Raw genomic sequence first — 13,723 nt, forward strand, 5'->3', positions numbered from 1 at the left:
TCTATAAATTTTAACCAAGCCCGTTAGAGCATAATTTGCGAACGGGATGTTAGCGGAGGGAAATATCTGATGTAAGGACGAAGGCATGCGGGGGCTTGCAGGCAGTTTTATCGAGTCGCGGAGCGGCTCGTTCGCACCGATACTCATTCTTGCCATGATACCGTTGATCACCGCGATCGGCTTTTCCGTCGACTACACCTCCGCTGTCCAGACCAGGTCGACCGAGCAGGCGGCACTCGACGCCGCGATCCTGTCGATCACCACGATGGATACGGCCTCGACGAAGCCGCAGCGCCAGGTGGCGATGCAGGCTTCCTACGTGGCCAATGGTGGACAGGGCACCGCGACGCTGAACAGCTTCGACGTCAGCGCCAACGGCACCGCCACCGCGCAGGCCTCGGCAAGTTTCGCCATGCCGACCGTGTTCATGCAGATCGCCAGGATTCCTTCGGTCGCAGTCGGCGTTACGTCGGCGGTGAACAAGGCGCCGGCTTTGGTGGAGGCCACCTTCAAGGTCACCGGCGTTTCGGGCTACTGGAACAAGAAAATGACGCTCTACGGCACGATGTTCGGCGCCGCAGCGGGCAAGCCGCTGATGACGATCGACTATGCCTATGGCAAGACTGGCGATCCGAAAGGCTACGGCACCACGACCGTCAGCGTTCTCACCACCGATTCAGCCGGCAAGACGGTCACCACGGTGGCCCAGAAGCAGGTCTGCAAGCTCGTCGATTCCAGCACGCCCGCTGGCGCGGTGATCCAGACCGACGGGTTCCAGACGAAATATTACTGCGTCGATACGATGTATCCCGCCGATGGCGCCGGCGCGCAGATCAATGTCAGCCAGATGGCCGGCCTCTATCTGCAGATGGATGTGCCATCGGGCAACCCAAGCAAGCTCATGTCGAACGATCCGACCACGTCCAACAGGCTCTACAGCGGCCTCAAATCGGACCAGACGGGCGCTATCGACTACAACGAGATGGCGACCGGCCAGATCGTTGATATCTTCGGCCTCGTGCCTTGCGGCGCGACAGCCTACCAGGCCTGGGAAGACGGCGGCAACAAGGTGCCGGCGCCCGTCAGCAACGCCGACTTCTTCTACAACGTGACCGGCAAATGCGACTTCAACAAGCGGCCCAACAACACGCGGCTGACGCAGTAGATGCTGCTCCTCTTGCCTTCTCCCCTTGCGGGAGAAGGTGGATCGGCGCGTAGCGCCGAGACGGATGAGGGGTGCTGGACGGAGCGCAATAGCCGGCTAATCTAAGCCATGCCGCATCAACCTGTCCCGCCAGCCAAACGAAGCTTCGCCCGTTCGCTCCGGTGTGTAATGACGGAAGCGGAAGACCGGCTGTGGCATGAACTGCGCGACCGCAGGCTCGACCGGATAAAATTTCGGCGCCAGGTTCCCATTGGAAAGTACATTGCTGATTTCGTCTGCTTCGAAGCACGCTTGGTCGTCGAGATCGATGGCAGCCAGCATGCGGAGTTGGAGTCTGACAGCGTCCGCAAAACTCACCTGGAAGAGAAAGGCTTTCGCATTCTGCGCTTTTGGAACGATGACGTTCTGAAAGACATGAACGCCGTTTGCGATACCATCATCGCCTATGTACGGGATACCAGCCTACAGCCTTGGCGGTAGGGGCGCGTTCTTCCCTTCTCCCCCTGTGGGAGAAGGTGGATCGGCGCGTAGCGCCGAGACGGATGAGGGGTGTTCCAGCGGAGTGAGACGTTGGCTTTCCCTGGAACACCCCTCATCCGTCGCCTGCGGCGACACCTTCTCCCACAGGGGGAGAAGGGAAGAACGCCTGCGGCCCGATCACAAACCGGTGAGCGCTGTAACGAAGGCGCCGACAGCGGCGAAGTGGGGATATCTGCGGTGCTTCCAGGCGCCGCCGCCCACGGAGCAAGCCGATGTCAGGGTCCAGCACGTTCATCAAAGTGTCCAGCCTCTCGGCGATTGCGCTGGCAGCGTCGCTCGGTGCGGCCGCCGCCCAGCCGCTCAGCGTGGTCGAGCTGTTCACCAGCCAGGGCTGCTCGTCCTGCCCGCCGGCCAATGCCAATCTGATCAAGGTCAAGGACCAGCCCGGCGTGCTGGCGCTGTCGTTCAACGTCACCTACTGGGACTATCTCGGCTGGAAGGATATCTTCGGAAAACAGGAATTCACCCAGCGCCAGGTCAGCTACGAGCCGGCGCTCGGCCATGACGGGCCGTTCACGCCGCAAGTGGTGGTCAACGGCCATGCCGATGTCGTCGGTGCCGCACCCGGCGAAATCGAAAAGCTGATTGCGGCGAGCGGCCGGACAAGCGGCCCGGCATTGTCGCTCGATGGCGGCAGGATCAGCATCGGCGCCGGCGCCGCACCTGGCGGCCACGCCGATGTCTGGCTGGTGCGCTATGCCAAGGGCGTCGTCGAGGTGCCTGTGGCGCGCGGCGAAAACACCGGCCGCACCTTGCCGCACGCCAATGTCGTGCATGCGCTCGAAAACCTCGGCAGCTGGACCGGCGCGGCCGCGACATATCCTCTGCCCGCCGCGTCCGGCGGCATGAGCACCGCCGTGCTCGTGCAGTCGCCCGGTGGCGGACCGATCCTGGCTGCCGCGACCGACTAGATCGCGCTTCGACAAGAAATTGCGCAATGCCGCATGGAGCGGCGCCGCATAGCACGGCCGTCAAGAGGACGCGCCTTCAACGACCGACCAACCCCAAGGAGACCATCATGACCACTTCCCGCCTGACGCTGCCGGCGCTCGCTCTCGCTCTGTGCTCGACGGCGCTGTTTGCCGGCGGCATCGCCCGTGCCGACGACGCGACCAATGCGATGAAGCCCGCTGCAAATGCCATGAAACCGGCCGCGGATGCGATGAAGCCGGCCGCAGACGCCATGAAACCTGCAACGGAGGCGATGAAGCCTGCCGACCCGATGGCCACCAATTCCATGAAGCCGGCGGCTGACGCCATGAAGCCGGCAACGGATGCGATGGCTCCGGCCAAGTAAAGGCGGTGCTGTTTCCGGCTTCGGTCCCGCGGGTCCGAAGCCGGATGCACGTGAAAGTGAGGCTTCGGCCGCAACTCGCCCGTCGCATGATCGTATCTTATCCAATAGACTCCACATGATGGACGTCACAGGAGCTCAAGCCATGACCGACATTCAAAAACCAGTCATCAGACAATCGTCGAACGTCTTCCGCAGCGCGCTCGCCGCTCTTGCGCTGGCCGCCGCGGGCGCCGCCTTCTGGCTGACGCCGGCGGTTTCGGCCGAGGACGCGGTGAAGATCCCGCCGCCGGCACTCGACGAGAAGGCGGCCACCGGCACTGAAAAGGCAGTCTTCGCCGGCGGTTGTTTCTGGGGCGTGCAGGGCGTGTTCCAGCACGTCAAGGGCGTCACCAGGGCCGTCTCCGGCTACACCGGCGGCGACAAGGACACCGCCGTCTACGAGACGGTCGGCTCAGGCCGCACCGGGCATGCCGAATCCGTCGAGATCACCTACGATCCGTCGAAGGTGACCTACGGCCAGCTGCTGCAGGTCTATTTCTCGGTCGCCCACAACCCGACCCAGCTGAATTTCCAGGGTCCGGACTCCGGCACGCAGTACCGCTCGACGATCTTCGCCGAAAACGATGCCCAAAAGAAGATCGCGCAAAGCTACATCGCCCAGCTCGACCAGGCCAAGGTGTTCCCGGAGCCGATCGTCACCACGCTGGAAACCGGCAAGACCTTCTATCCGGCCGAGAACTATCATCAGGATTTCCTGACGCTGAACCCGACCTATCCCTACATCGTCTACAACGACCTGCCCAAGGTGGCGAACCTGAAGGCGCTGTTCCCGACGCTCTACAGCGAGAAACCGGTGCTGGTGCTGGCGGCAAGCAACTGAGAACGCGCAATCTCCCCCTCGCGGGGGGAGATTGCGCACTCAGCCGCCCCGCCTCTGCCGGCTACATGGCCTTCATCGCGTCACACGACACAGTCGGGTTCATGTCGGCGAAGGTACCGGCCGGGTTCTTCTTCCAGGCCCAGACATGCAGTTCATAGAACGGGCCTAGACCGTAGCGGTTGGGCGCGCTGTCGAAATTGAACAGCTGCCCTTCCAGCGAAGCCGGACCTTTCGAGGTGATGTACTCGACGGCCACCAGCCTCAGCTTGCCGTTTGCCATCGGCTCGTACATCACCGCCTCGGGCTTGGCGAGTTCGACCGCATCGTCCTTCAGATAACCGGCATTGACATAGTGGATGCCCATGGCGCCGCCGGTGATGCCGCTGGCGCAAGGGATCGGCGCATAGCCCTCGGCCGTCGCCATCGCCACGTTCTCGAAGCGGCTGTTGGCTGCCCGCACCTTCTCGTCCAGCGCGCCAGCGTTGTGAGCATTGGCCGCCGTGGCCGCGATCGACAGGATCGACAGGTTGATGAGGTGTTTGGTCCACAGATGGATGTTCATGTTCTCTCCTCCTTGTTGATGGCGCGCGGGAGCAGCCGCTCCCGCTGCGACGTCGGATCTCGGCTGCACGCATCATTGGTACCGGGTGAAGTCCCAGTAGTGCGGCAGCCCCTCGAGCTCCGGCAGGCCGATGTCGCGTCTCAGATAATCGTCCTGCGGAGGCAATCGACGCCGACTCTTGCGCAATGGCGCGAACAGCAGCGAGGCCAGCCGCCAGAAAGCCCGGCCCGGTAACGGGTCTCGTCCGACGGGTCTCGACGCCGCCGACGGCCCGCTGAACGATTCGTCAGGCACGCTGCCGTCGCCGCGAAGGGCAGTTTGATGCTCATCGATCGGGTCAACGGTAAAAGTAAGGGTCAAGAACCCGCACCTCCGTGATCTTGTCGACAGGCAGCGCGTTTTTCTGGGCCGTGCTGCGGATCGCTTCCGGCGAAGGCGCGTCATAGATGCAGAAGCTCTGCTTCTTGTCGGGCGAGACGAAGGACTGCACCCAGGTCACGCCTTTCTCCGCGTTGCGCATGATGACGCCGCCCAGCGCATCGGCGCCGGCCTCGTTCACCGGCACGCTGAGGCCGTTGGGAAATGTACGTTCAACCACATAGCGAGGCATATCAGGTTCCTTTTTTACTGTTTCACGCCCGGTTTTGAGCGCGGAGGACATTGATCACGCTCGCCAGGGGCGCGCATCGGAACCTTTCCCTATGTTTCGTGGGACGATTCCCCATGTTAACGGCGTTCACTGCTGGAGCCACAAAGCCGATACCGGGCCGCGCTATCCTGCCTGACGAAAGCGGGGTGCGGCAGCGACCCGGATCACGAAAAGCGGACGATCATGCTTCTGGAACGGCAGACACAGCTGGAGCAGCTTGACGGACTTCTCGCCGAAGCCGCGCGTGGTCGCGGCAGCGTGGTGGCGTTGTCGGGCGAGGCCGGCGCCGGCAAGACCGCACTGGTCGAGGCCTTCGTCGCCGGCGCGGCCAAGGCTACGCGCATCTTGCGCAGCGCCTGCGAGGACCTGTCGATCCCCGATCCGCTCGGACCGCTCTATGACCTCGCCCGCGAGGCGCAATGGGCGATGCCGCAGGCGATCGACGCCAGGCAGGGTCAGCGGCTGCCACTGTTCTCCGGTGCCCTCGACGTGTTCGAGACAAGGACCCAGCCGACGCTTCTGGTAATCGAGGATCTGCATTGGGCGGACGACGCGACGCTCGATTTCGTCCGCTTTCTTGGCCGGCGCATCGCCAACACCCACATCCTGGTCCTGTTGACGGCGCGCACCGACCGCAGCGAAGGACAGGCGCGTGTGCGCCGGGCGCTGGGTGAAATTCCGTCGGGCAACGTTGCCCGTATCGACGTGCCGCTGTTGAGCGAGGCGGCCGTCCTGTCGCTCGCCAGCGCTGCCGGCCGCGATGGCGACGCCATCTACCGGGTCACCGCCGGCAATGCCTTCTTCGTCACCGAGCTCCTGTGCGCCGACAATGAGATGACGCCGCCGGCCAGCGTGCGGGACGCCGTTGTGGCGCGGGCCGAACGGCTGTCCGCCGGTGCCCGCTCGATGCTCGACGCGGTGTCGGTGTTTCCCAGGCGGGCCGATGCTTGGGCTCTGCAGGGCCTGTGCGGCGTCGCCAGCGCCGGACAGCTGGCGGAATGTGTGTCGAATGGGCTGCTCGACGATCTGGGCGATGGCTATGCCTTCCGCCATGAAATCGCACGCCGCGCCATCGAGATGATGCTGACGACAAGTTACAGGAGACTGTTCAACCAGCGCGCGCTGTCGGCGCTGCTTGAAAACGGCGGCGTCGCCACCGCACGCCTGGTCCATCACGCCGTGGAAGCGCACAATTTCGAGGCGGTGCGCGAATTCGCGCCGATCGCCGCGCGCGAGGCTTCGCGTGTCGGCGCCCATCGCGACGCCGCCGGCTACTATGAGGTCGCCTTGCGGCAGGCCGACACCTTGCCCGTGGAAGAACGCGCCGGACTTTACGAGCAGTATGCCTTCGAGTGTCACTTGATCGCCCGCATTGACGAGGCCATCAAGGCGCAGGAACAAGCCCGCGCGTTGCAAAAGGCGCTTGGCAACACGCTGAAGGAAGGCGACAGCCTCAGGTGGCTATCGCGCTTCGCCTATCTGTTGGGCGACCGCCCGGCAGCCGACCTGTTCGGCGCCCAGGCGGTCGCGTTGCTGGAGGCAGTTCCCGCCAGTGCCGAACTTGCCATGGCCTATTCGAACCTTTCGCAGCTGGCGATGCTGGCCGAAAGGCTCGACGAGACCCTGTCGCTGGGCGGCAGGGCGATCGAGCTTGCCGAGCAGCTGGGCCGGCAGGATGTCGTTTGTCACGCGCTCAACAATGTCGGCGCCGCCGAGCAGTGGCTGGATCTGGCCAGCAGCCGGCTGCATCTCGCCCGCAGCCTCGAAATCGCGCTGGAGCAGAATTTTCAGGAGCACGCCGCGCGTGCCTTCACCAATTGCGCCTGTGGCGAGATCAACCAATTGAGCTACAGCCAGGCTCAATCCTTTCTCGATCGCGGCATCGACTATTGCGTCGACAACGATCTGGCGACTTGGCGTGACTATATGCGTGGGGTTCGGGCACAGTTGTTGTTGCGTCAGGGATACTGGAACGAAGCTGCCGCCGAGGCTCTGGATGTCATAAGCAATGACCAGGCGACGGCGCTGGTCCGCTATCCCGCTTTGGTGGCCCTGGTGAAACTGCGTCTTCGGCGCGGAGATCCTTCGGCCGAGCCGCTGCTGGCGGAAATGAATCGGTTCCTGGAAAGGGGAGCCGAATTGCAGCGGCTGTTGCCGTACGCCGCCATCGTCGCCGAGCAGGCATGGCTCGGCGAGGCGGAAATCGCCGAGGCGCTGCGGCTGATCGACCTTGCCGAGACCCTGTCGCCGACGCGGGCTATGTTTGCCGAACTGGCCAGCTGGCGCCAGATCCTCTCCGCCGGTAGCGACGCGGGGGATACGGCCGGCATGGCCGCGCCGTACCGAATGCTCCTGGCTGGCGACTGGCAAGGGGCGGCCGCGGTCTGGGCGGATCTCAACGCACCTTATGAACGTGCGCTCGCGCTCGCCCAGGGCGATGAGCCGGCGCAGCGTGCGGCACTCGAGATATTCGAGACCCTTGGAGCCAAGCCGGTTGCGAGCCATGTGCGCGAAATCATGCGGCGCAACGGCGTCATTCGCATCGCCCGGGGGCCGCGCCAGACCACGCGCGCCAACAGCGCCGGCCTGACCCAACGCCAGATGGAAGTGCTGCAACTGATCGAGCGCGGCTTCTCCAACAAGCGGATCGCAGAGCATCTGACCATTTCACCAAAAACCGTCGATCACCATGTCTCCGCGGTTCTGGGTAAGCTGGATGCCATCTCGCGTGGCGAGGCCACAGCTGCCGCGCGCGATTCCGGGCTGATCTGAAAGCAGCCCTTCCTGAGAAAGCCCATGGCGCTTTGCGTCAAAGAGATGGAGCGGATCAATCGTAGGTCAGGTCGGTCGCCTTGCCGCCGAACACCCGGTAGGCATAGAAGGAATAGAAGATGATGATCGGCAGCACGACCACTGTGCCGGCCAGGATGATGGCCAGGCTTTCCGGTGCCGAGGCTGCCTGCCAGATGGTCAGGCGATCCGGCACCACGAACGGGTAGAACGACCAGGCGAGGCCGGCAAAGCCAAGCGCGAAGATGGCCGCCAGCGTCAGGAACGGCGTCAGTGAATGGCGGTCGTCGGGCTTCGGCAGATGGAAGGTCTGCCGCCACAGCCACAGGAACAGCAGTGCCGACAGGATCGGCAGCGGCGACAGATAGAGCATCTCCGGCCAGACGAACCATTTGTCGAAGATGCGCGGGCTGGCGAAGGGCGTCGCCAGCGACACTGCCGCCATGCCGAGCGCGGTCAGCACCAGCGTCGTGCGCAGCCAGCGCACCGCCTTCTTCTGCAATTCGCCTTCAGTCTTGTAGATCACCCAGGCGGCGCCCATCGCCGCGTAGGCGGCGGCAAGGCAGAACGCCACCAGCACGCCGAACGCCATGCCGCCGAGGCCGACATCGAGGCCGAGCACATAGACACCCAGCATGTAGCCCTGCGCCAGCGAGGCGATGAGCGAACCCAGGAAGAAAATACGGTTCCAGCGATGCTTCCGGCCAGCTGGCACCTTGGCGCGGAAATCGAAGGCAACGCCGCGCAGGATCAGCCCGAGCAAAAGCACGAAGACCGGAATGTAGAGCGCCGTCAGGATGACGCCATGCGCCAGCGGGAAGGCGACCAGCAGCAGGCCGACGGCCAGCACGAGCCAGGTTTCGTTGGCGTCCCAGAACGGGCCGATCGCGGCGATCATCGTATCCTGTTCGGCGTCTTCGGCGGCGGCGAACAGGATGCCGATGCCGAGATCGAAACCGTCGAGAATGACGTAGATCAGGATGGCGAGGCCCATCAGGCCGGCGAAGATGAGGGGAAGCGCGGTTGGCCAGTCGAAGCTCATCTTCTTCTCCTACTCGCCAGCCGCCGGCTGTGACATGGCGGCGTTCATGACGCCCGGCAGCGGCGATGAATCGCCGTCCTTCGCCGCCTTCAGCGCCAGGTGCACCAGCACGCCGAGATAGGCGATCAGCAAAAGCACATAGAGAACGAGGTAGATCGCCAGCGTCAGCGCGACATGGCTGCCCGCCACCGGGCCGACCGCGTCTGCCGTTTTCAGCACGCCCGTCACCAGCCAGGGCTGGCGGCCGATTTCGGTGGTGTACCAGCCGGCCAGCGTTGCCAGCCAGCCCGACAGCGCCATCGGTACCATCAGCATGGCGAGCGGCTTCGGCAGGCTGTGCCGGCGCTTGAGGAAGAAGGCGGCCGACCACGAGACGAGCAGCATCAATATGCCTGTGCCGACCATCACGCGGAAACCCCAGAACACCGGAAAGACCGGCGGATGGTTGCCGGGATAATCGTTCAGTCCCGGCACGACACCGCTGGTCGAGTGCCGCAGCACCAGGCTGGCGCCGTCGGGAATGGCGATCTCGAATTTGTTTTCCTTCGCGGCCTCGTCGGGAAGCGCAAAAAGCACCAGCGGCACGTTGGGGCCGGTGTTCCAGTTGGCTTCCATGGCGGCGACCTTCTGCGGCTGGTGCTCCAGCGTGTTCAGCCCATGCTGGTCGCCGGCGAAGATCTGGATCGGGATCAGGATCGCGGCCGTGAAGACGCCGGTGCGCAGCGCCTTCCACATCGATTCCGAACGGTCGCCGGTGAGATAGCGCAGCGCCGACAGGCCAGCGATCAGGAACGACACCGTCAGCCCGGACGCCAGCAGCATGTGGGTCAGCCTGTAGGGCATCGACGGGTTGAAGATGATTGCCCACCAGTCGACCGCGTGCGCCACGCCGTCGCGCATCTCGAAGCCGGCCGGCGTCTGCATCCAGGAATTGAGCGCGATGATCCAGAACGCCGAGACGGTGGTGCCGCCGGCGACAAGCACCGTCGCCAGCGTGTGGATGCGGTTGGAAACGCGGCGGAAGCCGAACAGCATGATGCCGAGGAAGGCCGCTTCGAGGAAGAAGGCGGTGAGGATCTCGTAGGCCAGCAGCGGCCCGGCGATGTTGCCGACCTTTTCCATGTAGCCTGGCCAGTTGGTGCCGAACTGGAAGCTCATGGTGACGCCCGAAACCACGCCCATGGCAAAGGACAGCGCGAACACCTTCACCCAGGTGAAATAGGCGCGCATCCAGGCGGAATCGTTGGTCGCGTTGTAGCGCAGCTTGAAGAACAGCAGCACCCAACCCAGCGCAATGGTGATCGTCGGAAATAGAATGTGGAATGAAATATTCGCGCCGAACTGGATACGCGAAAGTATGAGCGGGTCCATGATGGGCTCCGGCTGCTGCAAATACTCGCGAAGAATAGGCCCGAAGCGAGTTCAGGTCAAAGCGGCGTCCTGCCGCGAGGCTGAACGCCACAGGACAATTTTCCCGGTTGCATGCCGCGCAACTCCGGGCCTGTGCGCCGCACCTGCAATGGCCGGCCGGCAACGATTGTCGAGAACTGTCAGCAGGGCATTGACTTGCGGTTGCAAGCACCGACATTCGGCCTATATCAGGGGACCTCTTTCAAGCAGCCGTTTTCATCCATGCCTTCCATCCTGTCCATTTCCGGGGTCTCCAAGACCTACGCCACCGGTTTTACCGCGCTCAAGGAAGTCAATCTCGACATTCAGCGCGGCGAAATCTTCGCGCTGCTTGGGCCCAATGGCGCCGGCAAGACGACGCTGATCTCGATCGTCTGCGGCATCGTCAACCGCTCGTCGGGCACCGTCACCGTCGACGGCCACGACATCAACAAGGATTATCGCGCCGCGCGCGGTCTGATCGGGCTTGTGCCGCAGGAACTGACCATCGATGCCTTCGAGAGCGTCTGGGCGACGGTCAATTACAGCCGTGGCCTGTTCGGCAAGCCGGCCAACCACGGCTTTGTCGAGAAGGTGCTGCGCGATCTCTCACTGTGGGAAAAGAAGGACGCCAAGGCGATCACCCTGTCGGGCGGCATGAAGCGCCGGCTGATGATCGCCAAGGCGCTGTCGCATGAGCCGCGCATCCTGTTCCTCGACGAGCCGACCGCCGGCGTCGATGTCGAGCTGCGCCAGGACATGTGGGCGATGGTGCGCCGGCTGCGCGAGGACGGCGTCACCATCATCCTCACCACGCACTATATCGAGGAAGCCGAAGCGATGGCCGACCGCGTCGGCGTCATCAACCGCGGCGAGATCATCCTGGTCGAGAACAAGGCCGAACTGATGCGCAAGCTCGGCCGCAAGCGGCTGGTACTGGAACTGCGCAATCCGCTGACGGCCATTCCCGAGGCGCTCTCGCGCTATGCGCTGGAATTGTCGCCCGATGGCGGGCAGCTGACCTACACCTATGACAACCAGGCCGAGCGGCCCGGCGTCGCCTCGTTGATGCGCGATCTCGAGGCCGGCGGCATCCAGTTCCGCGATATCGACACGCAAAACTCTTCGCTCGAGGAGATCTTCGTCAATCTGGTGAGGAGGGAGCCATGAACCTTCGCGCAGTATGGGCGATCTACCGGATGGAAATGGCACGTGCTTTCCGCACCGTGCTGCAGAGCATCGTCTCGCCGGTCATCTCGACGTCGCTGTATTTCGTCGTCTTCGGCTCGGCCATCGGCTCGCGCATCACCGAAATCGACGGCATCAGCTATGGCGCCTTCATCGTGCCGGGTCTGATCATGCTGTCGCTGTTGACGCAGTCGATCTCCAACGCCTCCTTTGCCATCTATTTCCCGAAATTCGTCGGCTCGATCTACGAGCTTCTGTCGGCGCCGGTCTCCTATCTGGAGATCGTCATCGCCTATGTCGGCGGTGCCGCGACCAAGTCGATCATCCTCGGCCTGATCATCCTGGCCACCGCCTCGCTGTTCGTGCCGCTCACCATCCTGCATCCGTTCTGGATGCTCGCCTTCCTGGTGCTGACGGCGGTGACCTTCAGCCTGTTCGGCTTCATCATCGGCATCTGGGCGAAGAGTTTCGAGCAGCTGCAACTGGTTCCGCTGCTGATCATCACGCCGCTGACCTTCCTCGGTGGCAGCTTCTATTCGATCAACATGCTGCCCGAGGTCTGGCGCACGATCACGCTGTTCAACCCGGTCGTCTATCTGATCAGCGGTTTCCGCTGGAGCTTCTACGGCAAGTCCGACGTCTCGGTCGGCGTCAGCCTCGGCATGACGGTCGTCTTCCTGCTGATCTGTATAACGATCGTCGCCTGGATCTTCAGGACAGGGTATCGGTTGAGGAATTGACGGCAGAACGCCGCCAGGTCTGTTGAGATTCAGGTCAGGCCGAGTCGAAAATGGCGGATTCCGAGAACCGGAGCGGAGCGTACTTTTCGTACGTGAGCACCGGAAGCGCAGGAAGCCGCCATTTGCAGGCCGGCCTCACCTGAATATCGATAGATCTAGATCGCCTTGACCAGCCGCAGCAACCCCAGCATCTCGACATACGTCCCCTTGCGGAAGGCGATGTAGACCGGCTCCTCGACACCGTGGAAGCGGCGCTTGAAGGCCGCCTGGCCCTGCAGGTTGAACCTGCGGCGATTGACCCAGGGCGAATCGTAGGCGCGCTGGAAGGCATTGCGCCAGAAATCGCTTTCGGCAAAGCCGCTTGGCCCGATATCGAGCATCGGCGACAGGCCGAGCGTGACCACCGAGATGCCCTCTTCGCGAAAACGATCGACGGCGAATTTGGTCAGGCCGACCTCGGCATGCGGCGAAGCGTCGATATGCTTGCGCTTGAAGGCCGTCGTGTAGCCGATGACCTTTCCGTTGCGGCACAGCGGGTCGAAGTCGAGCAGAGCGACCAGTCCGCCGTCGGGACCGTGCAGGACGAAACGGCGCATGTCGGTGCCGAGATGGTCGGCAAAGTTGCGGTTGAGAAAGCCCATCTCCCAGCGCTTGACGATGCGGTCGCCGCGCCAGTTTTCCGAAAGCCGGGCAATTTCATCCAGAAAAATCGTGCGCTTGTCCTCGTCGAACGAAAAGCCTTTCTTCAGCAGCCAGCGCTCGGAGTAGCGCACGGTCTCGTTGCGCTTCCCGGAAAAATCATGCTCGGGCAGGGTGAGGCGGGTGTCGATGCCGAGGCGATTGACCTTGTAGCCAAGGTCGGCCAGCACGCGTGCGGTTTCCTCGCCGACCTGCACGAACCACGGGCTGCCGGCGGTCTCGACGAAGCGCTTGATGTAATCGGCCCGACGCGCCGGAGCCGCCACCGGGTCGCCGAGCGCGAAATGGTGCTTCATCTTGGTACCGAAGGCGATGTAGCCGTCGGCGTCGCCGAAATAGGAGAGCTTGCCTTGCACGGCGGTGGAATAGGCGAGCGAGAAGTCGCCATAGCGGCGCACCAGTGCCAGGCGTTCGACATGGGTCAGCGCCTGCCGCTCGACCTCGGGCGCGGCGGCCTCAAGGATCTTGTCGAAATAGAACCGCAAGGAGGGCATGGTCGAGATTCCGCGTGCCGCCTACAGCGCCGGCCGTCCAGGACGCGCCAAGGTGCTGTAACACTTTGATTCTGCGCATGGCTCGAAAATCGGAGTCGATTTCGGGCATGCGCGTGGGGATAACCGAGACCCGCCAGCCACCCCGAGCCTCGAATCAATCACATTGCCGCGACCTGATTACCGTTGATATCGCGCATATGCCATATAGAGCGCAACCGCGGCCCGGCGTACGGAGCTAATTCGCATCGCTCGAAATTTCGGCCGCGGTTTGCTGCAGGGATCCTGCGC

14 protein-coding genes are annotated in these 13,723 nt (G+C 63.3%); 8 read left to right on the forward strand and 6 right to left on the reverse strand.

The features are described from left to right. Positions 1-85: 85 nt before the first annotated feature. From A4R29_RS29295 to msrA, 5 genes are all read left to right on the forward strand, one after another. Positions 86-1,165, forward strand: a complete 1,080-nt coding sequence (locus A4R29_RS29295) for a TadE/TadG family type IV pilus assembly protein (RefSeq protein WP_063173439.1) — start codon at positions 86-88, stop codon at positions 1,163-1,165. A 108-nt stretch (positions 1,166-1,273) separates the two neighbouring features. Continuing rightward, on the forward strand, positions 1,274-1,645 hold the full coding sequence (locus A4R29_RS29300; RefSeq protein WP_063173440.1) for an endonuclease domain-containing protein: 372 nt from the start codon (positions 1,274-1,276) through the stop codon (positions 1,643-1,645). Between the two features lie 272 nt (positions 1,646-1,917). After that, positions 1,918-2,616 (forward strand): DUF1223 domain-containing protein, encoded by a 699-nt coding sequence (locus tag A4R29_RS29305; protein ID WP_063173441.1) that lies wholly within the window; start codon positions 1,918-1,920, stop codon positions 2,614-2,616. 107 nt (positions 2,617-2,723) lie between these two features. Continuing rightward, positions 2,724-3,002, forward strand: coding sequence for a hypothetical protein (locus A4R29_RS29310; protein WP_063173834.1), 279 nt, complete (start codon positions 2,724-2,726; stop codon positions 3,000-3,002). Positions 3,003-3,144: 142 nt separating this feature from the next. Continuing rightward, positions 3,145-3,882: a peptide-methionine (S)-S-oxide reductase MsrA gene (gene msrA / locus A4R29_RS29315; protein ID WP_063173442.1), complete on the forward strand. Its 738-nt coding sequence runs from the start codon at positions 3,145-3,147 to the stop codon at positions 3,880-3,882. 61 nt (positions 3,883-3,943) lie between these two features. Here msrA and A4R29_RS29320 read toward each other — a convergent pair whose 3' ends face one another. The 3 genes from A4R29_RS29320 to A4R29_RS29325 form a co-directional block, all read right to left on the reverse strand. Next, the gene (locus tag A4R29_RS29320; RefSeq protein WP_063173443.1) at positions 3,944-4,444 is read right to left on the reverse strand and encodes a hypothetical protein; all 501 of its coding nucleotides are present in this window, start codon (positions 4,442-4,444) and stop codon (positions 3,944-3,946) included. Positions 4,445-4,516: 72 nt separating this feature from the next. Beyond that, positions 4,517-4,804 (reverse strand): hypothetical protein, encoded by a 288-nt coding sequence (locus A4R29_RS33515; protein WP_082827512.1) that lies wholly within the window; start codon positions 4,802-4,804, stop codon positions 4,517-4,519. Next, positions 4,782-5,054 (reverse strand): DUF4242 domain-containing protein, encoded by a 273-nt coding sequence (locus A4R29_RS29325; RefSeq protein WP_063169628.1) that lies wholly within the window; start codon positions 5,052-5,054, stop codon positions 4,782-4,784. Before A4R29_RS29325 ends, A4R29_RS33515 begins: the two co-directional genes overlap by 23 nt. A gap of 222 nt (positions 5,055-5,276) precedes the next feature. Between A4R29_RS29325 and A4R29_RS29330 the strand changes: the two genes are divergently transcribed. Further along, complete coding sequence (locus tag A4R29_RS29330; RefSeq protein WP_063173444.1) at positions 5,277-7,865, forward strand: helix-turn-helix transcriptional regulator; 2,589 nt, start codon at positions 5,277-5,279, stop codon at positions 7,863-7,865. A 55-nt stretch (positions 7,866-7,920) separates the two neighbouring features. On the opposite strand, the gene A4R29_RS29335 is transcribed toward A4R29_RS29330, so the two are convergent. Next, positions 7,921-8,925 carry a cytochrome d ubiquinol oxidase subunit II gene (locus tag A4R29_RS29335; RefSeq protein WP_013528683.1) on the reverse strand — a complete coding sequence of 335 codons (1,005 nt, stop codon included), beginning with the start codon at positions 8,923-8,925 and terminating at the stop codon, positions 7,921-7,923. 9 nt (positions 8,926-8,934) lie between these two features. Next, positions 8,935-10,296: a cytochrome ubiquinol oxidase subunit I gene (locus A4R29_RS29340; RefSeq protein WP_063173445.1), complete on the reverse strand. Its 1,362-nt coding sequence runs from the start codon at positions 10,294-10,296 to the stop codon at positions 8,935-8,937. 261 nt (positions 10,297-10,557) lie between these two features. On the opposite strand from A4R29_RS29340, the gene A4R29_RS29345 reads away from it, so the two are divergent. Both A4R29_RS29345 and A4R29_RS29350 read left to right on the forward strand, forming a co-directional pair. After that, the gene (locus A4R29_RS29345; RefSeq protein WP_063173835.1) at positions 10,558-11,484 is read left to right on the forward strand and encodes an ABC transporter ATP-binding protein; all 927 of its coding nucleotides are present in this window, start codon (positions 10,558-10,560) and stop codon (positions 11,482-11,484) included. Continuing rightward, positions 11,481-12,242, forward strand: a complete 762-nt coding sequence (locus A4R29_RS29350; RefSeq protein WP_013528680.1) for an ABC transporter permease — start codon at positions 11,481-11,483, stop codon at positions 12,240-12,242. Before A4R29_RS29345 ends, A4R29_RS29350 begins: the two co-directional genes overlap by 4 nt. A gap of 155 nt (positions 12,243-12,397) precedes the next feature. Here A4R29_RS29350 and A4R29_RS29355 read toward each other — a convergent pair whose 3' ends face one another. Then, on the reverse strand, positions 12,398-13,435 hold the full coding sequence (locus tag A4R29_RS29355; protein ID WP_063173446.1) for a phosphatidylglycerol lysyltransferase domain-containing protein: 1,038 nt from the start codon (positions 13,433-13,435) through the stop codon (positions 12,398-12,400). Positions 13,436-13,723: the final 288 nt, after the last annotated feature.

Source organism: Mesorhizobium ciceri biovar biserrulae, assembly GCF_001618845.1.
Classification (GTDB): Bacteria; Pseudomonadota; Alphaproteobacteria; order Rhizobiales; family Rhizobiaceae; genus Mesorhizobium; species Mesorhizobium ciceri.